This window comes from Pantoea sp. PNA 14-12 (assembly GCF_004364735.1).
GTDB lineage: Bacteria > Pseudomonadota > Gammaproteobacteria > Enterobacterales > Enterobacteriaceae > Pantoea > Pantoea stewartii.
This window is the reverse complement of the sequence record NZ_SOAJ01000001.1, coordinates 1,292,902-1,318,265: the sequence shown is the minus strand read 5'-3', so window position 1 is coordinate 1,318,265 and position 25,364 is coordinate 1,292,902. Positions and strand designations below refer to the sequence as shown.

General features: G+C 55.8%; 25 protein-coding genes. 12 read left to right on the top strand and 13 right to left on the bottom strand.

What is annotated here, in order from left to right; all coding sequences use genetic code 11:
• Positions 1 to 31: 31 nt before the first annotated feature.
• Together C7434_RS06265 and C7434_RS06260 are read left to right on the top strand one after the other, a co-directional pair.
• The gene (locus C7434_RS06265) at positions 32 to 1,627 is read left to right on the top strand and encodes an ABC transporter substrate-binding protein (protein ID WP_033741744.1); all 1,596 of its coding nucleotides are present in this window, start codon (positions 32 to 34) and stop codon (positions 1,625 to 1,627) included.
• A gap of 100 nt (positions 1,628 to 1,727) precedes the next feature.
• Complete coding sequence (locus tag C7434_RS06260; protein ID WP_006119238.1) at positions 1,728 to 1,994, top strand: DksA/TraR family C4-type zinc finger protein; 267 nt, start codon at positions 1,728 to 1,730, stop codon at positions 1,992 to 1,994.
• 2 nt (positions 1,995 to 1,996) lie between these two features.
• On the opposite strand, the gene C7434_RS21920 is transcribed toward C7434_RS06260, so the two are convergent.
• The 6 genes from C7434_RS21920 to C7434_RS06235 form a co-directional block, all read right to left on the bottom strand.
• The gene (locus C7434_RS21920) at positions 1,997 to 2,095 is read right to left on the bottom strand and encodes a YoaK family small membrane protein (RefSeq protein ID WP_015700245.1); all 99 of its coding nucleotides are present in this window, start codon (positions 2,093 to 2,095) and stop codon (positions 1,997 to 1,999) included.
• 25 nt (positions 2,096 to 2,120) lie between these two features.
• Complete coding sequence (locus C7434_RS06255) at positions 2,121 to 2,444, bottom strand: hypothetical protein (RefSeq protein WP_006119236.1); 324 nt, start codon at positions 2,442 to 2,444, stop codon at positions 2,121 to 2,123.
• Between the two features lie 236 nt (positions 2,445 to 2,680).
• Positions 2,681 to 3,865 carry a sugar transporter gene (locus tag C7434_RS06250; protein ID WP_039340269.1) on the bottom strand — a complete coding sequence of 395 codons (1,185 nt, stop codon included), beginning with the start codon at positions 3,863 to 3,865 and terminating at the stop codon, positions 2,681 to 2,683.
• Between the two features lie 165 nt (positions 3,866 to 4,030).
• The gene (cybB, locus tag C7434_RS06245) at positions 4,031 to 4,576 is read right to left on the bottom strand and encodes a cytochrome b561 (protein WP_006119234.1); all 546 of its coding nucleotides are present in this window, start codon (positions 4,574 to 4,576) and stop codon (positions 4,031 to 4,033) included.
• A 203-nt stretch (positions 4,577 to 4,779) separates the two neighbouring features.
• Positions 4,780 to 5,037: a hypothetical protein gene (locus C7434_RS06240; protein WP_033741742.1), complete on the bottom strand. Its 258-nt coding sequence runs from the start codon at positions 5,035 to 5,037 to the stop codon at positions 4,780 to 4,782.
• 164 nt (positions 5,038 to 5,201) lie between these two features.
• Complete coding sequence (locus C7434_RS06235) at positions 5,202 to 6,449, bottom strand: MFS transporter (RefSeq protein WP_033741741.1); 1,248 nt, start codon at positions 6,447 to 6,449, stop codon at positions 5,202 to 5,204.
• Positions 6,450 to 6,547: 98 nt separating this feature from the next.
• Here C7434_RS06235 and C7434_RS06230 point away from each other — a divergent pair, with 98 nt between their 5' ends.
• From C7434_RS06230 to bioD, 3 genes are all read left to right on the top strand, one after another.
• Positions 6,548 to 7,450 (top strand): LysR family transcriptional regulator, encoded by a 903-nt coding sequence (locus C7434_RS06230; protein ID WP_033741740.1) that lies wholly within the window; start codon positions 6,548 to 6,550, stop codon positions 7,448 to 7,450.
• A gap of 118 nt (positions 7,451 to 7,568) precedes the next feature.
• Positions 7,569 to 8,786 carry an ROK family transcriptional regulator gene (locus C7434_RS06225; protein ID WP_033741739.1) on the top strand — a complete coding sequence of 406 codons (1,218 nt, stop codon included), beginning with the start codon at positions 7,569 to 7,571 and terminating at the stop codon, positions 8,784 to 8,786.
• A gap of 115 nt (positions 8,787 to 8,901) precedes the next feature.
• Positions 8,902 to 9,600, top strand: a complete 699-nt coding sequence (gene bioD / locus C7434_RS06220; RefSeq protein ID WP_033741737.1) for a dethiobiotin synthase — start codon at positions 8,902 to 8,904, stop codon at positions 9,598 to 9,600.
• 109 nt (positions 9,601 to 9,709) lie between these two features.
• Here the strand turns inward: bioD and osmV are convergent, their stop codons facing one another.
• Genes osmV through C7434_RS06200 form a run of 4 tightly spaced genes read right to left on the bottom strand, consistent with a single transcriptional unit; the run spans position 9,710 to position 13,145 of the window.
• Positions 9,710 to 10,846 carry an osmoprotectant ABC transporter ATP-binding protein OsmV gene (gene osmV, locus C7434_RS06215; RefSeq protein WP_133745249.1) on the bottom strand — a complete coding sequence of 379 codons (1,137 nt, stop codon included), beginning with the start codon at positions 10,844 to 10,846 and terminating at the stop codon, positions 9,710 to 9,712.
• Positions 10,846 to 11,493: an osmoprotectant ABC transporter permease OsmW gene (osmW, locus tag C7434_RS06210; protein WP_006119224.1), complete on the bottom strand. Its 648-nt coding sequence runs from the start codon at positions 11,491 to 11,493 to the stop codon at positions 10,846 to 10,848. The genes osmV and osmW overlap by 1 nt, the downstream gene beginning before the upstream one ends.
• 9 nt (positions 11,494 to 11,502) lie before the next feature.
• Complete coding sequence (locus C7434_RS06205) at positions 11,503 to 12,414, bottom strand: glycine betaine ABC transporter substrate-binding protein (RefSeq protein WP_033741735.1); 912 nt, start codon at positions 12,412 to 12,414, stop codon at positions 11,503 to 11,505.
• Between the two features lie 14 nt (positions 12,415 to 12,428).
• Positions 12,429 to 13,145 (bottom strand): ABC transporter permease, encoded by a 717-nt coding sequence (locus C7434_RS06200; RefSeq protein WP_006119222.1) that lies wholly within the window; start codon positions 13,143 to 13,145, stop codon positions 12,429 to 12,431.
• Between the two features lie 377 nt (positions 13,146 to 13,522).
• Between C7434_RS06200 and C7434_RS06195 the strand changes: the two genes are divergently transcribed.
• On the top strand, positions 13,523 to 14,986 hold the full coding sequence (locus C7434_RS06195; protein WP_033741734.1) for an MDR family MFS transporter: 1,464 nt from the start codon (positions 13,523 to 13,525) through the stop codon (positions 14,984 to 14,986).
• A gap of 88 nt (positions 14,987 to 15,074) precedes the next feature.
• On the opposite strand, the gene C7434_RS06190 is transcribed toward C7434_RS06195, so the two are convergent.
• Both C7434_RS06190 and C7434_RS06185 read right to left on the bottom strand, forming a co-directional pair.
• Positions 15,075 to 15,371 carry a DUF1161 domain-containing protein gene (locus tag C7434_RS06190; protein ID WP_033741733.1) on the bottom strand — a complete coding sequence of 99 codons (297 nt, stop codon included), beginning with the start codon at positions 15,369 to 15,371 and terminating at the stop codon, positions 15,075 to 15,077.
• Between the two features lie 45 nt (positions 15,372 to 15,416).
• Positions 15,417 to 15,740 carry a DUF1283 family protein gene (locus tag C7434_RS06185; RefSeq protein WP_006119218.1) on the bottom strand — a complete coding sequence of 108 codons (324 nt, stop codon included), beginning with the start codon at positions 15,738 to 15,740 and terminating at the stop codon, positions 15,417 to 15,419.
• Positions 15,741 to 15,872: 132 nt separating this feature from the next.
• Here C7434_RS06185 and C7434_RS06180 point away from each other — a divergent pair, with 132 nt between their 5' ends.
• Positions 15,873 to 16,199: a YnfA family protein gene (locus tag C7434_RS06180; protein ID WP_033742212.1), complete on the top strand. Its 327-nt coding sequence runs from the start codon at positions 15,873 to 15,875 to the stop codon at positions 16,197 to 16,199.
• Between the two features lie 40 nt (positions 16,200 to 16,239).
• On the opposite strand, the gene ydfG is transcribed toward C7434_RS06180, so the two are convergent.
• Positions 16,240 to 16,986 (bottom strand): bifunctional NADP-dependent 3-hydroxy acid dehydrogenase/3-hydroxypropionate dehydrogenase YdfG, encoded by a 747-nt coding sequence (gene ydfG / locus C7434_RS06175; protein ID WP_133745248.1) that lies wholly within the window; start codon positions 16,984 to 16,986, stop codon positions 16,240 to 16,242.
• Positions 16,987 to 17,367: 381 nt separating this feature from the next.
• On the opposite strand from ydfG, the gene guaD reads away from it, so the two are divergent.
• The 5 genes from guaD to dcp are packed head-to-tail and all read left to right on the top strand — an operon-like array spanning position 17,368 to position 25,355.
• On the top strand, positions 17,368 to 18,696 hold the full coding sequence (gene guaD, locus C7434_RS06170) for a guanine deaminase (protein ID WP_033741732.1): 1,329 nt from the start codon (positions 17,368 to 17,370) through the stop codon (positions 18,694 to 18,696).
• Positions 18,693 to 20,132, top strand: a complete 1,440-nt coding sequence (xdhA, locus tag C7434_RS06165; protein ID WP_033741730.1) for a xanthine dehydrogenase small subunit — start codon at positions 18,693 to 18,695, stop codon at positions 20,130 to 20,132. The genes guaD and xdhA overlap by 4 nt, the downstream gene beginning before the upstream one ends.
• The gene (gene xdhB, locus C7434_RS06160; protein ID WP_033741728.1) at positions 20,122 to 22,479 is read left to right on the top strand and encodes a xanthine dehydrogenase molybdopterin binding subunit; all 2,358 of its coding nucleotides are present in this window, start codon (positions 20,122 to 20,124) and stop codon (positions 22,477 to 22,479) included. Before xdhA ends, xdhB begins: the two co-directional genes overlap by 11 nt.
• Positions 22,476 to 23,252, top strand: a complete 777-nt coding sequence (gene xdhC / locus C7434_RS06155; RefSeq protein ID WP_006119212.1) for a xanthine dehydrogenase accessory protein XdhC — start codon at positions 22,476 to 22,478, stop codon at positions 23,250 to 23,252. Before xdhB ends, xdhC begins: the two co-directional genes overlap by 4 nt.
• Positions 23,253 to 23,312: 60 nt before the next feature.
• Positions 23,313 to 25,355, top strand: a complete 2,043-nt coding sequence (gene dcp, locus C7434_RS06150; protein WP_133745247.1) for a peptidyl-dipeptidase Dcp — start codon at positions 23,313 to 23,315, stop codon at positions 25,353 to 25,355.
• Positions 25,356 to 25,364: the final 9 nt, after the last annotated feature.

Genomic DNA, 25,364 nt, shown 5'->3' with positions numbered 1-25,364 from the left:
TAATGGAAGTCAACATAAAGCGAGGATAATAATGAGAAACAGGTTTACAGCCCTGGGAATGATGACGGCCGGTATCGTGCTGGCAGGAAGTGTCAACGCGAAGACGCTGGTCTACTGCTCAGAAGGCTCACCGGAGAACTTTAATCCGCAACTTTACACCTCGGGAACCAGCGTGGATGCCAGTGCCGTGCCGGTGTTTAACCGCCTGGTTGATTTTAAAACCGGCACCACAGAATTAATTCCAGGCCTTGCAGAACGCTGGGAGATCAGTCCCGACGGCAAAGTCTATACGTTCCATCTGCGGCATAACGTTAAATTTCAGAGCAATAAGCTGTTTACGCCCAGTCGTGATTTTAATGCGGATGACATCATCTTCTCTTTTATGCGCCAGATGGACAGCAACCATCCCTATCACAACGTCTCGGGCGGGCACTATTCCAACTTCGACAGTCTTGAACTGGCCACGTTAATCACCCACATTGACCGCGTTGACGATCACACCGTGCGCTTTACGCTGGCGCACCCGGAAGCGCCATTTCTGGCCGATCTGGCCTGGTATTTCGCCTCCATTCACTCGGCAGAATATGCAGACAAGATGCTGAAAGCCGGCACACCGGAAAAAGTGGATAGCGATCCCATCGGAACAGGGCCTTTCCAGTTGGTTCAGTATCAAAAAGACTCACGCATTCTGTATAAGGCGTTTCCGGACTACTGGCAGGGCAAGGCCAGACTGGATCGGCTGATTTTCAGCATCACGCCAGACGCGGCAGTGCGCTACGCCAAACTGGAAAAAAATGAATGCCAGGTGATGCCGTTCCCGAATCCTGCCGATCTCGAAAAAATGAAACAAAATCCGGACATCACGCTGAAACAGGCCGCGGGACTGAATACCGGTTTCCTGGCCTTTAACACCACCAAAGCCCCGACCGATAATGTGCAGGTTCGCCAGGCGCTGGCCATGGCGATCAACAAGTCTGCTATTATCGAGGCGATTTTTAAAGGCACTGGCGTGGTGGCGAAAAACATTCTGCCCCCCGGCGTCTGGAGTGCCGACAAAGACCTGAAGGATTACGATTACGACCCGGAAAAAGCGAAAGCGTTATTGCAACAGGCAGGCGTGAAACCAGGGACGGAAATTGCGCTCTGGGCGATGCCGGTACAGCGTCCCTATAATCCCAACGCACGCAGAATGGCGGAGATGATCCAGGCAGACTGGGCAAAAGTGGGCATCAAAGCCAATATTGTCAGTTACGAATGGGGCGAATACCTGAAACGTGTGCGCAGCGGTGAACATCAGGCGGCCCTGATGGGCTGGACGACGGCAACCGGGGATCCGGATAACTTCTTTGGTCCACTTTACAGCTGCACGTCGGCGAAAGGGGGATCGAACTCATCAAAATGGTGCTATCAGCCCTTTGAAAAGCTGATTACCGCTGCCCGTGCCGAACCCGATCAAGCCAAACGTACGGTCATGTATCTGCAGGCGCAGCAAATCATGCACGACCAGATGCCGGCCGTAATGATTGCCCATTCCACCATTTTCGAACCGATCCGCAAATCGGTGACCGGTTACGAAGTGGATCCCTTCGGCAAACATATCTTTTATCAGGTCGATATTAAGCCGTAATGTCCGTCACCGGCTTCACAGGGAGGTGAGTCGGTTTGCCTGCAAAATCCCTGATATGTTGTACAGTTAACCTGTACAGGTAATGAAGTGGAGCATAAAAATGGCAAACGGCTGGGCAGCAGAAGGGGCAGTACAGGAGCAAATCGACAGCACCGTTAATGACGGTATCGAACGTGTGCGTCAGTCACTGGGACAGGGGGAAAGTGCCACAGAATGCGAACTGTGCGGCGAGCCGATTCCCGAAGCCCGCCGTCAGGCACTCAAGGGCGTGCGTTATTGCGTTTCCTGTCAGGAAAAGATCGATAAGCAGAAAAAAGAGAGCAGTCTCTACAACCGGCGTGGGAGTAAAGACAGCCAGCTACGCTGATCTCAGGAGCCAGGCATCGCCAGGCCGCTGCCGATGAACCAGGCGAGAAAGCCAATACCTGCCACGATGATAGCGATGGGGAACAGCAGACCAATTCTCATAATTATCCTGTGAGGTTACGCCACGTCAGGCCAGCCGCAAGGCGGCACGGTTGTTCTTCAGCAAAGTAAATAATTCAAACTGCGTGGCGTCCGTGATCTGACGCTGCACTTCACCTTGTGTATACAGCAGCAGATGAATATGCCCCAGTTGACGCCAGACGATGATCGCCGAGGCAATCAAGGCGCAGGTCGTTTCTGCCTGCACGCATTCTACTGTAGCGTAGCGAACGTCGTCTAAATCATTCGTGAAAATTTTCACCGCCTCAGCAGGTAAGATGGCCTGGAGATCCTGCAACATCACCCGGCTGACGCTACGCGACAGGTACAGCGTTAACCACTTTCTCGTCATGAACGTTGATCCTTTTTCGAGGTTAACAGATGTAATGGATGAGTCAGGTAGAAGGGCATCCTCTGACAATATAAGCGGTTATCGGGTGTGTTTAGCACCTTTCTGACGCGCTGCCCCTTCGGGCGCCGGAACAGGTCGTCTGGCCGTTCAGTGCCGCAGTGCCGCAGTGCCGCAGTGCATGATAGCAGACGAAGACGCATCGGCAGGCTTCTGCGAGGCGCAGAAGCCTGCTTCAGTTAACCATTAGAGCGTAACTGTGGGTAGCGCCGGAAAATATACACGCACCACAGCAGCGCGACCAGGCCGATCATCGCCCCCACGTTACCGACGTCAGACAGGCTCATATATACGCTCACCTGACTGCCCAGTAACGCGCCCGCACCGATGCCGATGTTATAAATGCCGGACATCAGCGACATCGCCACGTCGGTGGCATCGGGTGCCAGTGACAGGACACGGATTTGCATCGCCAGGCCAATCATCATCATCGCCATTCCCCAGACGACGCAGAGGGTGATAATCGCGCCAGGACGCACGGCGGCAAAAATTAACAGCCCCATGCATAAGGTGACCAGGGCGATGGCGCTGATCAGCAACGCTGAGGGAAAGCGTTTACCCAGCGAACTGAACAGCAGACTGCCAATAATGCCGGCAGAACCAAACAGTAACAGCAGCAGGGTGGTAAAACTTTCGCTGGCATTCGCCACCAGTTGCATAAAGGGTTCAATATAGCTGTAAGCCGTATAGTGCGCGGTCACAATGAGTGTAACCAGCAGGTACATGCCTGCCAGGGCCGGGCGGCGGAACAACAGCGGTACGCTGCTTAATGAACCGGTGTGTTCACTGGGCAGACGCGGCAAGACGCGCGCCAGCATAATCATCAGGATCAACGCTGACAGCCCGATCACGCCAAAGGTGGTGCGCCAACCCAGCGCCTGCCCCACAACGCGACCAATGGGCACCCCCAGCACCATGGCCAGTGCCGTACCGGTTGCCAGCATACTGAGCGCCTGCGTTTTTTTACCGGCAGGCGCCACACGAATAGCCAGGGAGGCGGTAATGGACCAGAACACCGCATGTGACAGCGCAATGCCAATGCGGGAAACGATTAACGAACTGAAGCTCCAGGCGAATGTCGAAAGAACATGGCTGGCTACAAAGAGGCTAAACAGTACCGTAAGCAGTAACCGCCGTTCAACATTACGCGTCAGCAGCATTAACGGCAGGGACAGCAGCGCCACCACCCAGGCATAAATCGTCAGCATAATGCCCACTTCAGCGGTTTTCATCGAAAACCCGGCAGCAATATCCGACAGTAAACCCACCGGTACGAACTCAGTGGTATTGAAAACAAAAGCGGCGATGGCCAGCAGCACCACGCGTAGCCAGGCCGTTTTACGGGAAACAGTTGTTAAAGGCATGAGAAGTTAAATCTGTCTGTGCGTCAAAAGAGGATGACAACGATCATCCCACGAAAGTGACCTGCGTCACAATTTAGTGGCTATTGTGTAGGAATCAAGCGCCGGGTGGAACCACCTGGCGCAGATTATGGTGATTTTTTTAGCCCGATGTGCAGCGTCAGGGAATCAGGGCTGGCGCGTCCCGCGTCCCGGCATCATACGCAGCAGCGTATTGTCCTTCAGCGCATAGTGATGGAACAGGGCTGCAGCGACATGTAAGCCGATGAGCCAGTAGCCCAGTGGCGCCAGGGTTTCGTGCCAGTCGACGAGCGTATCAGAGAGATCGAAATCAGGTTCCGCAGCGACCGGCATGGGAATGCCGAATAATAACCACTCGCGGCCCTTCAGGTAACGTGAGGCGATACCCAGCACCGGCAGGCTGATAAATAAGGCATAAATCAACGTGTGCGTCAGGTGTGCCAGGCCCGTTTGCCAGCGCGGTACGGGGGGCGTAATCGCGGGGCTGCGATGGCGAATTTTCAGCAGTAACCGTGAGAGCATCACCACCAGAATGGTTGCGCCCGCGCTAAAGTGTGTCACGGTCATCACAAAGCGCTGCCAGGAGCCCCGTTCCACATAACCGCGCAGCTCCATCGTGGCATAGACAATAATCAGCAGCAGCACGGTCAGCCAGTGAAGGGCAATTTGAGACGCCGCATATTTATCACGCATGTTAAATCCCTGTATGAAGAGTAAGGCCTCTAAGATAACGGAAAAAAGGCAAAATGCTTAACGAATTGGCGACTTAAAGCGGGACGGCTACAGGGGCAGGTCGGCAGCAACTGAATGGCGGGCTGACAGGGCAGATGGCGGCGATATTCCGCCATCCTCGGGAAAAACGCGGCTGAATGGGATCGCAAAGGCATGCGCTGTGATCAGAAATCGATACCGTGCTTCAGTCCAACGCTGTCATGCAGGGGTGGGGTTTGAGCAGACATAACCGGGCAACAGTCGTCGCAGCCTAATGCGCTGGCATAATATTTTCGGGCCTGCTGTATAGCCGCTGTTGCAGAGTAAAACGTGCCCAGAAACAGTCGGTCTTCCAGACCCGGAAGGTAGCGACAGCCTTTGGCGTGTACCACGTGGTTATCGTTGTAACCGGATTGTTTATTGACGTAATAGTAATGCGCCATGAGGTCTCCCCTAACAGTGAATTCAAAGATGGCATTAATCTTTGGGATTAAACCGATTATAGCGGGGAAACACCGGTAGTTAGCAATGATACTGATAATACGGACAATTCTTGTACAGCGGATTTTCCGGGCCGCATTGTGCCCGGAAAATTTGTTAAGTTTTGCTAGAGTTTGCGTTGATGCAGCCGCCACGCGACCGCCAGAGCCAGCAGCAGCAGGGTAGAGATAAACACGGTTATGCCCGGCCAGCCAAACTGATGCCAGAAAAAGCCCCCTGCCGTACCCGCCACGCTGGACCCCACATAATAACTGAACAGATACAGTGAAGACGCCTGGCCTTTTGCGCGACGCGCGCGTGGCCCAATCCAGCCGCTGGCCACGGAGTGTGCGGCGAAAAAGCCAGCACTGAACAGCATCATCCCAATAAAGATCAGAACCAAGGCATGAAAGGCGGTCAGGAGCAGGCCCGTCAGCATGATAAGCGTTGCGCCCAGCATCACCGGCCCCCGGCCATATCGACTGGTTAACGCGCCGGCTTTGGGCGAACTCCACGAACCGGTCAGGTAAACCACGGACAGCAGTCCCACTAGGGCCTGGCTTAAATGCCACGGCGCACCCAGCAGGCGATAGCCGATATAGTTAAACAGGGTGACGAACGCCCCCATCAGCAGTAAGCCTTCCGCGAACAGCAAGGGCAGGCCCGCGTCGCGCCAGTGCAGGCGAAAGTTAATGGCCAGATGGCGGGGGCGCAGGGATGTCGGGTGAAAATGCCGCGAGGCGGGCAAAATTTTCCAGAACATCAGGGCGGCCGCCAGGGCAAAACAGCCAATGGCGGCAATGGCGACGCGCCAGGAGAAAAAGTCGGTTAATACGCCGCTGATCAGGCGACCGCTCATCCCGCCAATCGAATTTCCGCTGATATACAGCCCCATCGAAAAGGCGACTACGCTGGGATGGATTTCTTCACTGAGATAAGTCATCCCGACGGCCGCTACACCGCTGAGCGACAGGCCAATAAGCGCCCGCATCAGCAGAATGCCGTGCCAGCTTGTCATGGTGGCCGAAATCAGCGTGCAGACGGAAGCCAGCATCAGCGCGGTGACCATGACAGATTTGCGACCGACAGCATCGGACAAGGGGCCGGTAATCAGTAAGCCCAGCGCCAGTGTCGCGGTGGAGACCGACAGGGAAATACTGCTGGCGGCCGGTGACACGCCAAACTGTGCAGAGAGGACCGGCAGCAGCGGCTGCACACAATACAGCAGCGCAAAGGTGGCCAGCCCGGCCGAAAACAGCGCCAGTGTCACGCGCATAAAGGGCGGAGTGCCGCGCACGATCCACGCCTGAGAAGGTGATGCAGGCTGCTGCGCCACATTTCTGTCCAGGGCGACAGCCGATGAAGAGCGATTCACAGTAATCCTTATGAGTAAAAACAACGAATAACGTAAGGCTAGGAAAAGCGGATTAGGTTGTCTAATATATTAATAATCTCAAATAATATTTTTAACCTATGAATATCGAGCTGCGTCACCTGCGTTATTTTATTGCCGTTGCAGAAGAGCTGCATTTTGGCCGCGCGGCGCAACGGCTGCATATTTCTCAGCCGCCGCTCAGTCAGCAAATCATGCACCTTGAGGCAGAAACCGGGGCGCAGCTGTTTAACCGCACCAACCGCAGCGTGCAGCTCACGCCGGCCGGGCAACAATTTTTGCAGGATGCGCGCGCCATTCTGTTGCAGGTTGAGCAGGCGACCCAGCGTGCGGCACGACTACATCGGGGAGAAGAAGGGGAACTGCGCATTGGCTTTACCTCATCTGCCGCTTTTATTGGTGTCGTCTCGGATGCGCTCTACCTGTTTCGCCAGCGCTGGCCTGATGTTCATGTTCAGATGCAGGAAATCAATACCCGGCAGCAGCTGACGCCGCTCCATGAAGGGAAACTCGATTTGGGTGTGATGCGCAACACGCCGCTGCCTGCCGATCTGCATCATCAACTGCTGTTACAGGAGCCGCTATGCGCGGTGGTGCACAAAGCCCATCCGCTGGCATCCGCCGGGAAGATTTCTTTACAGGCGCTGGCCAGTGAGCCTTTTGTCTTTTTCGATCCGCAGGTGGGAACGGCGCTTTACAGCGAAATACTCGATTTACTGCAACGCTATCAGATCAAACCCTATGTCACTCAGGAAGTGGGCGAGGCGATGACAATTCTCGGTCTGGTCGCGACCGGTTTAGGCGTGTCTATTTTACCGGCATCGTTCAGCCATGCCCGCCTGACGAATGTCGTCTGGCTGCCGCTTGAGGAACCGGATGCACTTTCGGAAATGTGGCTGGTCTGGTCTGCGCAACGGGAAATGAGCGCGCAGATGGCCCATATGATGGCGCTGTTGCGGCGGGAAAACGAACGCTCTCGCTAAAGGCGGAAAAATTATGTGTGATAAATCACATATCTAAGCAAATATTTGCCGCAAAAGGTGAATCTGCCGCACCATAGCGGATATTTATTTAGAAGCGCGAAAATAACCGGAGCAGGGTGTGAGTTCGGACAGCCAACCTGGCCATATTGACCAAATTAAACAAATCAATGCTGGCGTCGTTTACCGATTAATTGATCAGCATGGCCCCGTCTCGCGCATTGAATTGTCCAGGCGCGCCCAGTTAGCCCCAGCCAGTATTACCAAAATTGTCCGGGAAATGCTGGATGCCCATCTGGTTCAGGAAACCGAATTCCAGGATCCGGGCGCGCGTGGTCGTCCCGCTATCGGGTTAATTCTGGACACGGAGGCCTGGCACTACCTGGCCCTTCGCCTGCACCGTGGCACATTAACCCTGACGCTTCGCGATTTGAGCAGCAGGGCGCTGGTTGAAGACCATTTGCCCCTCCCGGATGATCCCACCCAATCCTTACTGACCACACTGACCGACCATGTTGATGCGTTTTTTATCCGCCATCAAAAGCGGCTGGAAAGGCTGACCGCCATTGCTATCACGTTGCCGGGGCTGATCAACGTCGCATCAGGCGTGGTGCACCGGTTACCCGGTTATACCTGCCATGATATGCCACTGGGTAGCACCCTGGCGGCCCGAACCGGCCTGCCGGTGTTTATCCAGCATGATATCTCGGCCTGGACATTGGCAGAATCCCTGTTTGGCGCATCGCGCGGTGCGCAGGATGTCATTCAGATTGTCATTGATGAAACCGTGGGGGCGGGCGTGATCACGGACGGACAGTTACTGCACAAAAGCGGACGTGCGCTGGTCGAAGTGGGCCATACGCAGGTCGATCCCTATGGTCAGCAATGTTACTGCGGGAATCATGGCTGCCTGGAAACGGTGGCCAGTACCGGCAGTCTGCTGGCCCTTGTTGCTCAGCGTCTGCCGGGACAGCCCGACAGCCTGTTACATCATCAAACCTTAACGCTGGAGGCGGTCTGTGAGGCGGCCCAGGCGGGTGACAGGCTGGCCCGCGATGCCATCGCCACGGTAGGGCATCATGTGGGCAGGCTGCTTGGCATGATGGTAAATATCTTCAATCCTCAACATATTCTTATCGGTTCACCGCTAAATCAGGCGGCGGATATCCTGTTCCCGGCGGTACAAAACACCATTCATCAGCAGTCGTTACCGGCTTACAGCGCAGGCATTCAGCTTGCACCTACTGAGTTTACTGAGCCTGGCACACTCGGTGCGGCGGCGCTCATTAAAGATTCGCTCTATAGCGGTTACCTGTTAGTGAAGTTACTACAAGGTTAAGCAACACTAACCTTGCGCTAACGCAATCTGCCTGTGCTTTTCCTTCCTTAGAATGTCTGTTCGCACGAAAGACTCATCGCCGATGAGTCGAAACCGCTGGTGAAGGAGACGTCGAGTGAAAACGCTATTTATTGCGGGAACAGATACCGAAGTGGGAAAAACCGTTGTGTCGCGCGCCCTGTTACAGAGTTTTATTCAGGCCGGTTTCAGTGCCGCAGGCTACAAGCCTGTTGCCCGTTGTGGTGTCAAAACGGAAGAGGGCCTGAGAAATAAAGATGCGTTGTTTTTACAAAGCGCCTCGTCCATGACGTTGCCTTATCAGGCTGTGAATCCCGTTATTTTCGAAAAAGAAGAAATCGGGGGTTATCCGCCTTGTGAGGTTAACTATGCGCGAATCAGTCAGGGGTTAAAGAACCTGCATCAACTGGCCGATCGCGTCGTGGTTGAGGGCACAGGAGGCTGGCGCAGCCTGATGAATGATGCCCAGCCGTTATCGGCCTGGGTGGTGGAACAACAGTTGCCGGTGATCCTGGTCGTGGGGATTAAAACGGGCTGCATCAGCCATGCGTTGCTGACGGCTGAGGCTATTCTGGGTGATGGCTTACCGCTGGCAGGCTGGGTGGCAAACCGGATCAATCCGGGGCTGGCGCACTATGCGGAGATCATTTCAGTCCTGCGTGACAAGCTTCCTGCGCCGCTGTTGGGTGAGTTGCCCTATTTGCCGCGTGTTGAGCAGCGTGATGTGTCCCGCTACCTGGATATCTCCCTGCTCAATGCCGACAAGCTGCCGGTTGCAAAGGCGAAAATAGCCTGACGCCCTTCATCTGAAAACACACGCTAATAAGAAAGACAGTGACACAGGATGCGAAACACGAAACCCGCTCGATGGAAAAGGGCCGCAACCGGGGTGCGGCCCTGATTTTTCAGGGATTCAGACGGCGACGCGTACGGCCGGAACTGAGGTAGTCCGCGATATAATCCTGCGAAATTTCCCCGCTGTAACGGCCTTCTTCATCCACAATCGGCATCCACACCGTGTTGTGTTCATACAGCTTTGACAGCACCACGCGCAGGTTCTCCTCGGCTTTGCCGGTTACCCGGAAGGTGTGCAGGATATCCTCACAGCGACCGCTGGCGTTACGCGCCTCGCGACGTTTAACAAACCCGAGCGGTTTACCATCGTCGTCCACGACGGTAATGGAACGCATATCGTTATCGTCCATAGTGCTGAACGCGTCCATCAGTGGCGTCGAACGTTTCACCGTGATGGTCGGTTGCTGATCGGTCACATCACCCGCCTGCACCAGCAGCAGACGTTTCAGAGTGCGGTCCTGACCGACAAACGACCCGACAAAATCATTCGCTGGCGTCGCCAGTAATTCGTCCGGGCTGGCGCACTGCACGATTTTGCCCTGGCCAAATACGGCGATGCGATCGCCAAGTTTCAGCGCCTCGTCAATATCGTGGCTGACCAGCATGACCGTTTTCTTTAACTGACGCTGCATATCCAGGAACTCATTCTGGATGACTTCACGGTTAATCGGGTCCACCGCACCAAAAGGTTCATCCATCAGCAAAACCGGCGGATCCGCCGCCAGCGCGCGAATAACGCCTATACGCTGCTGTTGCCCGCCCGACATTTCACGCGGATAGCGATGCAGAAATTTCGTGGGATCCAGTGCCACCATGCTCATTAATTCGGTGGCCCGCTCGCGGCACTGTTTTTTGTCCCAGCCCAGCATGCGCGGCACGACGGTAATGTTTTCCTCAATCGTCATGTTAGGAAACAAACCAATTTGCTGAATAACGTAGCCAATATTGCGGCGCAGCGTGGTCGTGTCCTGGGTGCTGGTGTCCTCATCGTTGATGAGAATACGTCCGCTGGTGGCCGGAATCAGGCGGTTAATCATTTTCAGTGTGGTCGTTTTACCACAGCCGGAAGGGCCCAGCAGTACGCACATTTCGCCCGCCGGCACCTCAAGACTTACATTGTCCACCGCTTTCATCAGCGTGCCATTTTTCTGGCTGAAGGTTTTCGTCAGATTTTCAAGTTTTATCATTATCGAATTCCCTTAGGAGTCAGCGCCAGCTGCAAACGGTGCAGCAGCCAGTCAAGAACAATCGCCAGCAGGCAAATCATCAGTGCGCCGGCAATCAGCATGCGCACGTCACTTCCGCTGATGCCATCAAGCAGGAGCAGGCCAAGTCCGCCCGCACCGATCACCGCCGCGATAGCCATAACGCCGACATTCATCACGACGGCGGTGCGGATACCGCCAAAAATGACGGGCAGGGCCATGGGGATCTCAACCCAGCGCAGACGCTGCCAGAACGTCATCCCAATGCCCCGACCGGCCTCACGCAAGCCATCCGGCAGGTTTTCCAGCGCGGTATGGGTATTACGTACAATCGGCAGCAGGGAATACAGGAACACCGCCGTGATGGCAGGCACCGCACCGATTCCCTGACCGATCAGCGAAAACAGCGGGATCATCAGACCAAACAGGGCGATGGTCGGAATGGTCAACACGATGGTGGCGATGCCCAGTACCGGCGTGGCCAGCCATTTAATGCGGACAATTAAAATGCCCAGCGGCACGCCGGCCAGAATCGCGCAGCCAACAGCGACCAGCACCAGCCAGGTATGCTGCCAGGTCAGCGTGAGCAGGTTATTCCAGTTATCAATGATGTAATGAAGGGTATCCACGATGCCTCCTTACAGCATGTTTTGGGATTGAAGGAAATCGCGCGCCACCTGTTCCGGTGACTGATGATCGATATCCACGCGCTTGTTCATCTCGGTGATGGCCTCATCCGTAATCAGCGGTGAAAGCTGATTCAGCGCCGCCTCAAGGCCGGGATGGCTCTCCAGCACATCTTTGCGTACGACCGGCGTCACGTTGTAGCTGGGGAAGAAGTGCTTATCATCTTGCAGCACCTTGAGATCGAATCCTTTTACGCGCCCATCCGTGGTGTAAATCAAGCCCGCATCAACAAAACCGTCGCGGATCGCGTTGTACACCAGCCCCGGGTCCATCTGACGAATTTGCGGTCTGTCCAGCGTGAGGTTGTAGGTCTTCTGCAGCGGCTTCATACCATCCGAACGGCCATAGAACTCCAGATCCAGCCCCAGTCGCCAGTTATGTTTCGGGTCGGTTTTGCGCACCTGATCAATTTTGGCCACCAGTTGCGACAGGGTAGAAATACCTTCTTTATCCGCCCGCGCCCGCTGCATGGCAAAAGCATAGGTGTTGTTCATCGGGGCTGGATTAAGCCAGATCAGACCCAGCCTGCCATCCAGATTTTTAACGGTCTGGTAAGCTTCCTGTGAGGACATGGGCTTGTTGATATGGTTGAAAATAATCAGTGAGGTGCCGGTATATTCCCACGTCATGTCGATTTGCTTGTTAATCATGGCATTTCGACTGATTGTCGTGGCAATGTTGCGTTTTGGGATAACCTGAAACCCTTTCTTTTGCAGCCACATCACGGTCATGGCAGAAAGGATGTGTTGTTCCGTAAAACTTTTCGTCGCCAGCACCAGCGGGGCGGCAGCCTGAACGCTCTGGCTGAGCGCCAGCGTCGCCGTCAGGGCCAGCGTACAGTGCTTAATCCAACGCGTAAGCATCATCAACTCCTGTTTTATGCCGCAGCGTGCGGACTCAGATAACGGCCTAACGTCGCCAGCAACATATCCAGTATCAGGGCCACTAACGCCGTTGCCACCGCGCCCAGAATCAGGACCGGGAAGTCATTGAGGTAAATCCCCGGAAAAATCAGCTCGCCAAAGCTGCTGGCACCAATCAGGAAGGCCAGCGGGGCGGTACCAACGTTAATGGCTGTCGCAATGCGCACCCCTGCCAGAATGACTGGCAGCGCATTCGGCAGCTCAACCTGACGCAGGCGTTGCCATTTTGTCATGCCGATACCGTTAGCGGCTTCAATCAGTGAGGGCGGAACGGCGCTCAGTCCGGCATAGGTGTTGCGGACAATGGGGAGCAGCGAGGCCAGGAACAGGGCAAACAGCGCCGGCTTATCGCCAATGCCGATCACCACCATTGCCAGCGCCAGTACGGCCAGCGGCGGCAACGTATTGCCCACGTTAAAGATTTGCATGACATATTCTGCCCAGCGACGGGCAAAGGGACGGCTTAGCAGGATCCCACTGGGAATACCGACCAGCAGGGCAAACAGCATTGACCAGAACACTAAAAACAGGTGCTGTTGGCCAAGATAGATGAGATCAACGCGGCGGGCGACCAGTGTATCCCAGCCCAGCCCCCAAACCAGTGCGCCCAACACTGCTATCACAGCAAGCAGCGCCAGACCGGCACGTTTGGCCAGCGAAGCGTTATGCATACGGATTCTCCCTGTAGACCATTCTGTTGTTATCAAACCCTGAACCGACATGACAGACGCCACAAAAAGGGCCGCCGCGTCCAAAACCATGCCGATTGTTAAACGTGTAAAACGTTTGCGAATTTCTGCGTAATTTCGTTAATCACAGTCAACGCAGTTTTAAACCTATAGCAACGTCAAGCGAAGCGCGCCAGCTTTTATCGCTAAAATCATGGAGATAGCATGGGGGCAAAATCGCCGCAGCCCTTACTACAACTGGTTTAACAGCGAAACTACCTGATTCGTCCCAATTTAGGTGACAACGTCACAAAAGCACTGAATTGATTCCTGGACGCGCAGATTTGCGCTAGCCTTAGGGAACGCAAAAAGGGAGCATCATGATCAACAGCACTTCCGCGCCGCTGCGCCGCAACTGGATTCTTTTCGCCTGCATGCTCGCCATGTTTATGGCCGCCATCGAAGTCACTATTGTGGCCACCGCGATGCCAACAATTGTCGCCGAGCTGGGGGGCTTTGCGCAGTTTGGCTGGGTATTTTCGGTTTACCTGCTGACGCAGGCCATAAGCATACCGCTTTATGGGCGCCTGGCGGATCTGTGGGGCAGAAAGAGGATGCTGTTTCTGGGCATCACGCTTTTTTTGGCAGGGTCGGTGTTATGCGGCTTTGCGCACAGCATGTTTTGGCTCATCGTGTTCCGCGCCTTTCAGGGCTTGGGCGCGGGGGCCATCATGCCGCTGACGTCCACGATTGTGGCCGATATCTATTCCCCCCGTGAGCGGGCCAGCGTGCAGGGCTGGCTGTCCAGCGTCTGGGGCGTGGCGGCGATTGTCGGGCCGCTCTCGGGCGCGTGGCTGGTCCAGCACTTCAACTGGTCGGTGATTTTCTGGGTCAATGTCCCGATTGGCATCATCAGTATGCTGTTGCTGGCCATCCTGCTGCCAACACATCCACAGAAACAGCCGGCCCCGTCACTGAATCTGATTGGCAGTGGCTGGCTGACGCTGTGCATCAGCGCCGTACTGATTGCCCTGTTACAGGCAGAACAACTGGGCTACTGGCTCCTGTTGTTTTTACTCGTGGGCGGGCTGGCCGGCTGGCAGTTAACCCGCCATGAACAGCAGGCACAGGCGCCCTTGTTTCCGATGCGTCTCTGGCAGAGTAAGCTGATTATTGCCGGCAATATAGGCAACCTGGTGATTGGGGCGACCATGATGGGCGTCAGCGCGTTTTTACCGACATGGATACAGGGCGTCACGGGCGGTTCGCCACTTCAGGCCGGCACCGCGCTGGCGATGATGTCCATCGGCTGGCCGCTGGCCAGTACGGTCAGTGGCCGCCTGATGCTGTTCACTTCCTATCGTTTTACCGCCCAGCTGGGCGCATTATTGTTAATTGCAGGCAGCGCCTTACTGCTGCTGTTACACAGAGAAAGTTCACTACTGCAGGCGGGCTTCACCTCATTCCTCATCGGCACCGGCATGGGGATGACCAGCACGACGTTTCTGGTGTCTGTGCAGAATCATGCCGAATATGGCATTCGCGGTATTTGCACGGCCTCGGTAATGTTCAGCCGTATGATTGGCTCCGCGCTGGGAACGGCGGTGATGGGCGCCGTGCTAAACCTCAACCTGCAGTGGCGGTTGCCACATGCAGAGGATCCGGTTCAGCAAATTATGTCGCAGACAACCCGCGACCAGTTGGCCCCGGATGAGCTGCAGCACCTGTTACAGGCGATTGCTGCCTCACTGCACTGGGTGTTTATCGTGGCGTTGGTTATCGCGTTATCGGCGATGTGGGTCGCCGGAAAAATGCCGCGTCAGCAGCCGCAACAGGCCGACTGATACCGGACCGTTTAGTCGTCAGGGTGCGATTCGGACGGCAACAGGAGAGAAAACGAAAAAGAGAAGGGCGACAATGTCGCCCTGAACGTTACTGCGTTGAGGTGTCCTGCGAGCTACCCGCGCTGTCAGGGACCGCCGCCCCGTCATCGCGACCCAGCTTTTTATAAACGATTTTCTGTGTGTCGTTATCGCAATGACCGACAACCTGTCCGCCCGCCTGGTCGGCCTGATCGTTGGGCACCACATCCAGACTAAAGCCTGATTCGGGCACACCGTTCTGGATAATTTTCTGGCTGATATCCGCTTTTACGGATTCACAGGAGGCCTGCGCCAGCAGCGGGAATGCCAAAAACGTCACTGTCAGTAATGCATGCTTCATCTTCATAACCTTTTCCTTTTGTCATGCGTCAGTCATTACTATAGCTGAAAATTACGGCAGTACCGGACGACCGGTGCGGCGATCCAGACAGCGCAACGTGTTGGGTTCCCAGTAGGCATTCAGGTTAGCGCTCTGCTCACACTTGTCGCGGGTATCAAACGCGCGGTCCGCTTTATCAAACTCTTTTTCCACCCGGCGGTTCACTTTATTGCGCAGCATGTGCGTGTCATTCCACTGCTCTTTACTCTGACGGGCCGCTTCATTATTCAGCGCGCTACTGCCATTTTCAATTATCAGGCGATCGGTGTTTGCACTCACGCCAAATGCCGTGACAGAAAGCAGGGCCACCATCAGAACCGGAAGCAATTTTTTCATCGTAATATCCTTCAGTTAACACGGGCTTACCTGTGGGTAAACTTTTGCAGCCTGTGCGCAATAGTATACCATTGCCGCTCAGATGCTCACCAGCAGTGTGCATGTCGTTTACCTGCCTGAGAGATTAACGTGCTGATCAAGACTGCATTACTGTTTTTTATTACCGCCCTGGCAGAGATCACAGGCTGTTTTTTGCCCTGGCTGTGGCTGAAAAAGGGCGCGTCGGCCTGGCTGTTAGTGCCTGCCGTATTGAGTCTCGCGCTGTTTGTCTGGCTGCTGACGCTCCATCCGGCGGCAAGTGGGCGCGTATACGCGGCTTACGGCGGCGTTTATGTTCTCACGGCGCTGGTCTGGTTGCGCATCGTAGACGGGGTGAAGCTGAGTATCTGGGACTGGAGTGGTGCGCTGATTGCGTTCAGCGGCATGTTGATTATCGTGCTGGGCTGGGGCAAAGCGTAAAAAGCCACGTAAAAAGCCAGCCCGAGGGCTGGCCTCTTAATCAGGGTTTATGCACTTTAAGGCCTGCCAGCGTCTGGCTGACGGGCATCATTTCCAGGGTGTTGATGTTGACGTGTTTAGGCAGGGTTGCCACCCAGTAAACCGCTTCAGTCACATCTTCCGGCGTCAGTGCCGTCGCGCCCTTATAAACCTTATCAGCCTTGTCATCGTCGCCTTTAAAGCGCACGTTAGAGAATTCGGTGCCGCCAACCAGGCCTGGCTCAATATCCGTTACGCGCAGGGCGGTGCCGTGCAAATCGGTGCGCAGGTTCAGGCTGAACTGACGAACAAAGGCTTTGGTGGCCCCATACACATTACCGCCCGCATAGGGCCAGCTTCCGGCAATCGACCCGATATTAATGATATGACCGACGTTACGCTCAACCATCGCAGGCAAGACGGCGCGCGTCATATACACCAGCCCCTTCGTGTTGGTGTCGATCATATTTTCCCAGTCATTCACATCTGCCCGGTGCGCCGGTTCAATGCCTAATGCCAGACCCGCGTTATTGACCAGTACATCAATGTCGCGCCATTCTGCAGGGAGGTGTGCAATTGCCTCTTCAATGGCGGCCCGGTTGCGCACATCCAGTTGCACCGTATACAGGTTGTCGCCCAACGCGTCTTTCAGCGCTTTCAGACGTTCTGCGCGACGGCCGCTTGCGATCACTTTGTGTCCTGTTTCGATGAACCGGCGGGTAATGCTCTGACCAAATCCTGCCGTTGCCCCCGTAACAAAAATAATCATCGTGTTTCCCTTATTCCGTTTCATGGTGTTCCTTTCACCTTAACACGGCATTTTTGGCGATGTCCGCTGAATTTTACGTGCATGGTCGCCCGCGGTCTGCGCTGTTTTCGTGCAGCCCGCCCCGTTATTGTGCAAGCGCGTCAGGCCGGCAGGGCGCATTTTGGCCATCATTATGCAGGCAACCGATTGCGAAGGGATGGCAACCGTTTGCGTCGTGTATTAAGACGTTTTTTCGTTGCGCAACGAATAATTTTGATTAAGTTACTGATATATAACTTTTTATTTTATAAACAAGGCTGGCATGACTCTTGCAAAATGTTTAAACAGAGACCAGGGTTAAGGCACAGGGCGACATTTACCCCGCCCGGCAGAGGAAACATTATGCTGACATATACGGACGCGGCGATTCGCGCCAGCTTCTTCGATTTTGCCGCAGTGGCACACGATCCCGAATCGATACTGGCGCAGGCACGCTATCTGGACGATGGCGTGCTGACGCTGCGTGAAGGGCGTGTTGTCGATCTGCGCCCCTGGCAGGAGAGCACAGACAGCCTGAATGCAGGCGGCATGATTGACCTGCGCGGTAAGCTGATCATCCCGGGCTTTGTCGATTGCCATATTCATTATCCGCAAATGGAAATGATCGGTGCCTTTGGCGAGCAACTGCTGGAGTGGCTGAATCAGTACACTTTTCCCGTGGAAGCGCAGTATCACTGCCCGGATCATGCCGCGCAGATGTCGGCATTTTTCCTGCAGCAGTTACTGGCGAACGGCACGACCAGCGCGTTGATTTTCGGCACGGTGCACCCGCAGTCGGTAGATGCGCTGTTCAGCGCAGCCGAGGCGCTTAATATGCGTATTATCGCAGGCAAAGTGATGATGGATCGCAATGCCCCGGACTACCTGACAGAAACGCCAGAAGAGAGCTATGCCCAGACGGAGGCGCTGATTGCGCGCTGGCACGAGCGCGGCCGCCTTAATTATGCGCTGACGCCGCGTTTCGCTCCGACCTCTTCTCCGGCGCTGCTGGAGAAAGTTCAGGCGCTTCGCCAGCGTCACCCGGATGTCTGGGTTCATACGCACCTTAGCGAAAACCCCCACGAAGTGGCCTGGGTGAAGCAGCTTTTTCCTGACCATAACGGTTATCTGGATGTGTATCATCAGTATCAGCTGACCGGGCGCCGCAGCGTATTCGCGCACTGTCTGCATCTGGAAACACAGGAGTGGCAGTGCCTGCATGATACGAACTCCGCCATAGCATTTTGCCCCACCTCAAATCTGTTTCTGGGCAGCGGCCTGTTCAATATCCAGCGGAGCTGGCAGCAGGGCGTTAAGGTGGGCATCGGCACCGACGTAGGCGCCGGCACCACCTTCAATATGCTGCAAACGCTGGGAGAAGCCTACAAAGTGGGGCAACTGCAGCAGTACAAACTGAGCGCCGCAGAAGCGTTTTATCACGCCACACTGGGCGGCGCCCATGCGCTGGATCTCGATAAACACATCGGTAACTTCGCCCCGGGCAAAGAAGCGGACTTTGTGGTGCTGGATCCCGCCGTGTCCGCCTTGCAGAGGTTACGCATGGCAAACAGTAAAGATATCTGGGAAAAACTGTTTGTGCTGATGACGCTCGGCGATGACAGAAATATCGTACAAACCTGGGTTAACGGTCGCCCGGTCTGGCAATCCGCAGCAAAGGAGAACGCCGCATGATTCAGTTCCTGCTTAATGACCGTCCGGTGACAGAAGAGCAGCTCGATCCCAATCTGACGGTCCTGTCGTATTTGCGTACGCATCAGCGTCGCTGCGGCACCAAAGAGGGCTGTGCCTCCGGCGACTGCGGCGCGTGTAGCGTCACATTGGGCAGTGTCGTAGACGGGAAGCTCACCTATCAGACCGTGAACAGTTGCCTGATGCTGGTCAGTGGGCTACAGGGTAAGCAACTCATTACGGTTGAGGATTTACGCCAGGGAAAAAGCCTGCATCCGGTACAGCAGGCGATGGTGGACTGCCATGGCTCGCAGTGTGGATTCTGTACGCCGGGTTTTGTCATGTCGCTGTTTAGTCTGCAAAAAAACCAGCCTGAGTGGAATCGTCAGCAGGCCGAACATGCGCTGGCGGGTAACCTGTGCCGCTGTACCGGCTACCGCTCCATCATGGCGGCTGCCGAGCAAAGCCTCAGCGATGTTCAGCCCGACAGCTTTGATCGTCAGGCGCAGCAGGTGACTGAACAGCTGATGAACCTGACACACGAGGCTATCCAGACGCTGGAAAAGAACGGTCGCACCTGTTTTATCCCGAAAACCGTGCAGCAGCTTGCCGAATGCTGTATCGCCCATCCTGATGCCGCATTGCTGGCGGGCGGCACCGATCTCAGCCTGCTGATTACCCAGCGTGACCAGCATCTCCCCAAAATGATTGCCCTGGGGCAGGTTGACGCACTGAAAGCCTGCGGCGAGGACGATAAACACTATCAACTGGGTGCCGCTGCGTCGCTGGAGCACATTGCCGATTTTATGGCGACGCGCATTCCGGGTTTTGCCGGAATGCTGACGCGCTTTGCCTCGCTACAAATTCGTCAACTCGGCACGCTGGGCGGCAACCTTGCAAACGCTTCGCCGATTGGTGATGCCTCGCCTACGCTGCTGGCGCTTAATGCATCGCTACTGCTGCAGCACGGCGACACGCAACGCACCGTGCCGCTCGATGGCTTTTTCACGGGCTACCGACAGACAGTGCTAAAGCCGGGGGAGTTTATTCACACCATTCTGATTCCTAAAGTGACGGTGTCACCGGATTTTGTGGCCTGGAAAGTCTCAAAACGGTTGGATGATGACATTTCAGCGGTGTTTGCCGCCTTTAATATTCATACCGATAACGGCATCGTAACGCGTGCGCATATTGCATTCGGCGGTATGGCGGCAACGCCGCTTCGTGCGGTCGCCTGTGAACAGGCGCTGTGTGGTGCCGCCTTATCGCCGGAAACGCTGGCGAGAGCCTGTCAGGCGCTGGAAGCGACGTTTCAGCCGCTGAGCGATTTCCGGGCCAGCGCAGATTACCGTCTGCAGGTCGCCTGTAACCTGTTGCGTCGTTATGTTTACCGTTCAAACGGACTCGCCATCACAGAGGTAAGCCGCTATGTCTCATAATCGTCCGGCATTGCCTGAATCTGCGTTACCCGTCCTGTTCGCCAGCGATATGACCACGGGCGTAGGACGCAGTCAAAAACACGAAAGCGCGGAAAAACATGTCTCCGGTGAAGCGCAATATATTGACGATAAAGCAGAACAGCCGGGCTTACTGCACCTTTGTCCGCGTCTGAGCGACCACGCGCATGCGCGTATTACACGCGTCGATCTGCAACCCTGTTACGCGGTTCCGGGCGTAGTACGCGTACTGACCTGGCAGGATGTGCCCGGCGTCAATGATATCGGGCCCTTGCAGCCAGGCGATCCGCTTCTGGCACAGGATATCGTCCACTATGTGGGCCAGATTGTGATTGCCGTACTGGCCGAAACGCCTGAAGCGGCGCGTCAGGGCGCTAACGCGGCGATGATTGAGTACGCCAGTCTTCCGGCGCTGCTGGATGTCGAAGACGCGCTGAAGCAGGGCAGCTTCGTGCAGGAACCCCATATTCATCAGCGCGGTGACGTTGAGGCGGCACTGGCGCGCGCGCCGCATCGGGTTCAGGGGGCGTTCCACATTGGCGGACAAGAGCATTTCTATCTGGAAACGCAAACCGCCCTGGTGATTCCCGGCGAAGACGACGCATTGCAGGTCTTTTGTTCGACGCAGAACCCCACTGAAATTCAAAAGCTGGTGGCCGAAGTCATGGGCATCACCATGAACAAGGTCACGATTGATATGCGGCGTATGGGCGGCGGATTTGGCGGCAAGGAAACCCAGGCCGCCGGTGTTGCCTGCCTGTGTGCTGTCGCCGCCAGGCTGACCGGGCGCGCCGTGAAAATGCGCCTCGCGCGGCGTGATGACATGCGTATTACCGGCAAACGGCATCCGTTTTTTGTGCGCTACGACGTGGGGGTTGAGGATGACGGCCGCTTGTGTGGCGTGAAAATCGATCTGGCAGGTAACTGTGGTTACTCACTGGATCTCAGCGGATCGATTGTGGATCGGGCAATGTTTCATGCCGATAACGCGTACTACCTCGGCGATGCGCGGATTACCGGTTACCGCTGCCGCACCAATACCGCGTCCAATACTGCGTTTCGCGGGTTTGGCGGCCCGCAGGGCATGGTGGCGATAGAGCAGATTATGGACCATATCGCCCGCGAGCGCGGAATCGATCCGCTGACGCTGCGTAAACGGAACTACTACGGTAAACACGAGCGCAATATCACGCATTACCACCAGCAGGTAAAAGATAATCTGCTGGATGAGATCACGGAACAGCTGGAAATCAGCAGTGATTACCACGCGCGGCGGGAAGCCATCGCGGCCTTTAACGCCAGCAGTCCGCTGCTAAAACGCGGTCTTGCGCTGACGCCGGTGAAGTTTGGGATTTCTTTCACCTCAAGTTTTCTCAACCAGGCCGGTGCGCTGATTCTGATCTACACCGATGGCACAGTACAACTCAACCACGGCGGAACGGAAATGGGCCAGGGGCTCAATACCAAAGTGGCGCAGATTGTCGCGCAGGTGCTGCAAATCGATATCGATAAGATCCAGATCACCGCCACAGACACCGGCAAAGTGCCCAATACATCGCCGACCGCGGCTTCCAGTGGTACGGATCTGAACGGCAAAGCGGCGCAAAATGCGGCGGAAATCCTGCGTGAACGCATGCGCACTATGCTGTGTTCGCTGCATAACTGTCTCCCCGAGGCGGTAAGTTTCAACAACGGCGTGGTGCGCGCAGGCGATCACTATTACACGTTCGCTCAGGTCGCCCAGCTTGCCTGGCTTAATCAGGTGCCGCTCTCCGCGACGGGATATTATCGTGTGCCTGGCATCCACTACGATCGTCAGGCTGGTCGGGGCGAGCCGTTTTACTATTTCGCTTACGGGGCCGCCTGTTGCGAAGTGATTGTGGATACGCTGACGGGCGAATACCGGTTATTACGGGCGGATATTCTGCATGATGTTGGGGCCTCACTGAATCCAGCCATTGACATCGGTCAGGTCGAGGGCGGCTTCGTGCAGGGGCTGGGCTGGCTGACCTGTGAGGAACTGGTCTGGAATGACAAAGGCCAGTTGATGACGAACGGTCCGGCCAGCTACAAAATTCCGGCAATCAGCGATGTGCCCGCCGATATGCGCGTCACACTGGTCGAAAACCGTAAGAATCCGCAGGATACGGTATTCCATTCCAAGGCAGTGGGCGAGCCGCCTTTCATGCTGGGGATCGCCGCCTGGTGCGCATTACAGGATGCGGTCGCCAGTCTCGCGGACTATCGCCAACATCCGGGGCTGGACGCGCCTGCTACGCCGGAGCGGGTATTCTGGGGCGCACAGCGTATGGCCGGGAGGCGCGGATGATTTTCCATGACTGGATAAGCATCCTGCACCATCTCCGTGAAACGCGCCAGCCTTGCGTACTGGTCACTGTGCTGCGCGATCGTGGCTCGGTGCCCCGGGACGGCGGCGCTAAAATGGTGGTGACGGCGAAGGAAACCTTTTTAACAATTGGCGGCGGACATCTGGAATTTCAGTGTATCGCGCAGGCCCGCGCACTGCTGGAAAGCGGGCAGGCCAGCCCGCACACAGAGGATTTCAGTCTGGGGGCACGGCTGGGCCAGTGCTGCGGCGGTATGACCACCATGTTATTCGAACCCCTGTTACAGGCACAGCCGGAAATCCTGGTATTTGGCGCGGGCCATGTGGGTCAGGCGCTGGTGAATGTGCTGGCAACGTTACCCTGTCACATTAACTGGATTGACAGCCGGGAAAATATTTTTTTATCCGTGCCGCCCGGGGTGCGCATCCAGCAGCCTGACGATCCGCTGGACGCAGTGGCTGAGGCGCCCGCTGGCAGCTATTATATCGTGATGACGCACCACCATCCGTTGGATCTGGCGCTCTGTGAAGCCATTCTTAAGCGGGGAGATTTCCACTACGCGGGCGTCATTGGCTCGCAGACAAAAAGCCAGCGCTTTCGCTATCGTCTGGCCGGCAAAGGCATCGACGACGTCCGGCTGGCGCGCCTGCGCTGCCCGGTGGGCTTACCCGATGTAAAAGGGAAACTGCCCGCCGAAATCGCCGTGGCGATTGCGGGTGAGATTATTGCGGTGTACCAGCAACAACGCGGATAGGTTGTTCTGCCCGAGGCGACCTGCCACTATGAAACACTGTGTAGACTATCAGGAGCGCCTATGAACGCCCGTCAAAACCCTTTCTTTAGCGTCAGCAGTCTGCCTTATCACACGCCACCGTTTGACCAGATTCAGGAAACGGACTTTTTGCCCGCGCTGCAGGCCGGTATCGAAGAGAAACGTCAGGAAGTCCTGGCCATTGCGACATCCGCTGATGCCCCGACGTTCCAGAATACCTGTGAAGCGCTGGAGAAAAGTGGCCAGCTGCTTACCCGGGTAAGCCTGGTGTTTAATGCCATGACCTCGGCGAATACCAGCCCCTATTTACAACAGATCGATGAAGAGATTACGCCGCAACTGACCGCGCTTAATGATGAGATCATGCTGAATCGTCCGCTGTTTTCACGCATCGATCAGGTCTATGTGCAACGAAATCAGCTGGATGCCGAATCCAGACGTCTGGTAGAAATTCTCTGGCAGCGCTTTCAGCTTGCCGGTGCCAATCTGCCCGAAGCGCAGAAACAGCAACTGAAAACCCTGAATCAGGAGGCGGCGCGGCTCAGTACCCAGTTCACGAATAAGCTGCTGGCGGCCACGAAGGCCGGCGGTCTGGTCGTCGAGGATGTGCAACAGTTAGCCGGTCTGAGCGCGTCCGATCTGGCCGTCGCCAGGGCCGCCGCGAAGGCGCGCGGTCTGGAAAACGCGTGGCTGTTGGTGCTGCAAAACACGACGCAACAGCCCGCGCTGCAATCGCTGACGGTGCGCGCAACGCGCCAGGCACTGTTTCATGCGGCTCTGACGCGCAGTGAGAAAAACGATGATAACGATACCCGACAGTTAGTGCTTCGGCTGTCACAGGTGCGTGCCGAACAGGCGAGGCTGTTAGGATTCGCCAGTTTTGCGACCTGGCAACTGCAGGATCAGATGGCCAAAACGCCTGAGGCCGCTCTGGCGTTTATGCGTAATATTGTGCCTGCCGCCCGGGCAAGGGCCGAACGCGAAGCCGCGGCGATTCAGCAAACGATCGACAGGCAGCAGGGGGATTTTACCCTCAGCGCCTGGGACTGGAATTTCTACGCCGAGCAGGTCAGGCGAGCGCAGTACGATTTAGATGAGAATCAGATCAAGCCCTATTTTGAGCTCAACACGGTACTGGAACAGGGCGTTTTCTGGGCGGCCACGCAGCTTTATGGTATTACGTTCGCGCAACGTCACGATCTGCCGGTTTACCATCCGGATGTACAGGTGTACGAAATTTTCGATGCTGACGGGAGTGGGCTTGCGCTGTTTTACACGGACTTCTTCAAACGCGACAGTAAAGGCGGTGGCGCCTGGATGAGCAACTTTGTTAATCAGTCCACGCTCCTCGACAGCAAACCCGTGATTTACAACGTCTGCAACTACACGCAACCCGCGGAGGGGGAACCCGCGCTTCTGAGCTGGGATGAGGTGATAACCCTGTTTCATGAGTTCGGGCATACGTTGCACGGCCTGTTTGCCAGCCAGCGTTATCCCAGCCTGTCTGGCACAGCTACGCCACGTGATTTTGTTGAATTCCCTTCACAAATCAACGAGCACTGGGCCAGCGAGCCACAGGTTTTTCGTCATTATGCCCGCCATTACCAGACGGGTGAGCCGATGCCCGCCGAGCTGCATGAAAAAATCATCAGGGCGGGCAAGTTTAATAAAGGCTACGAGATGAGCGAGCTGCTGGCCGCCGCGTTGCTGGACCTACACTGGCACAGCCTGGATGGCGGTCAGCCGGTACAGTCCGTTGACGGATTCGAGCAACAGGCGCTGCGCAGTGATGATCTTGATATGGCGGCCGTCCCGCCGCGCTATCGCTCCAGCTATTTCCAGCACATCTGGGGCGGTGGTTATGCCGCGGGTTATTACGCTTATATCTGGACGCAGATGCTGGCGGATGACGGCTACCAGTGGTTCGTCGAAAACGGCGGACTGACGCGCAAAAATGGCGATATTTTCCGCCAGAAGATCCTGTCTCGCGGCAACAGCAGTGATCTCAAAGCGTTATATGAAGCCTGGCGCGGGGGCGAACCGAAGCTTGAGCCGATGTTAAAAAATCGCGGCCTGGCCGACTGAGCAACAAAG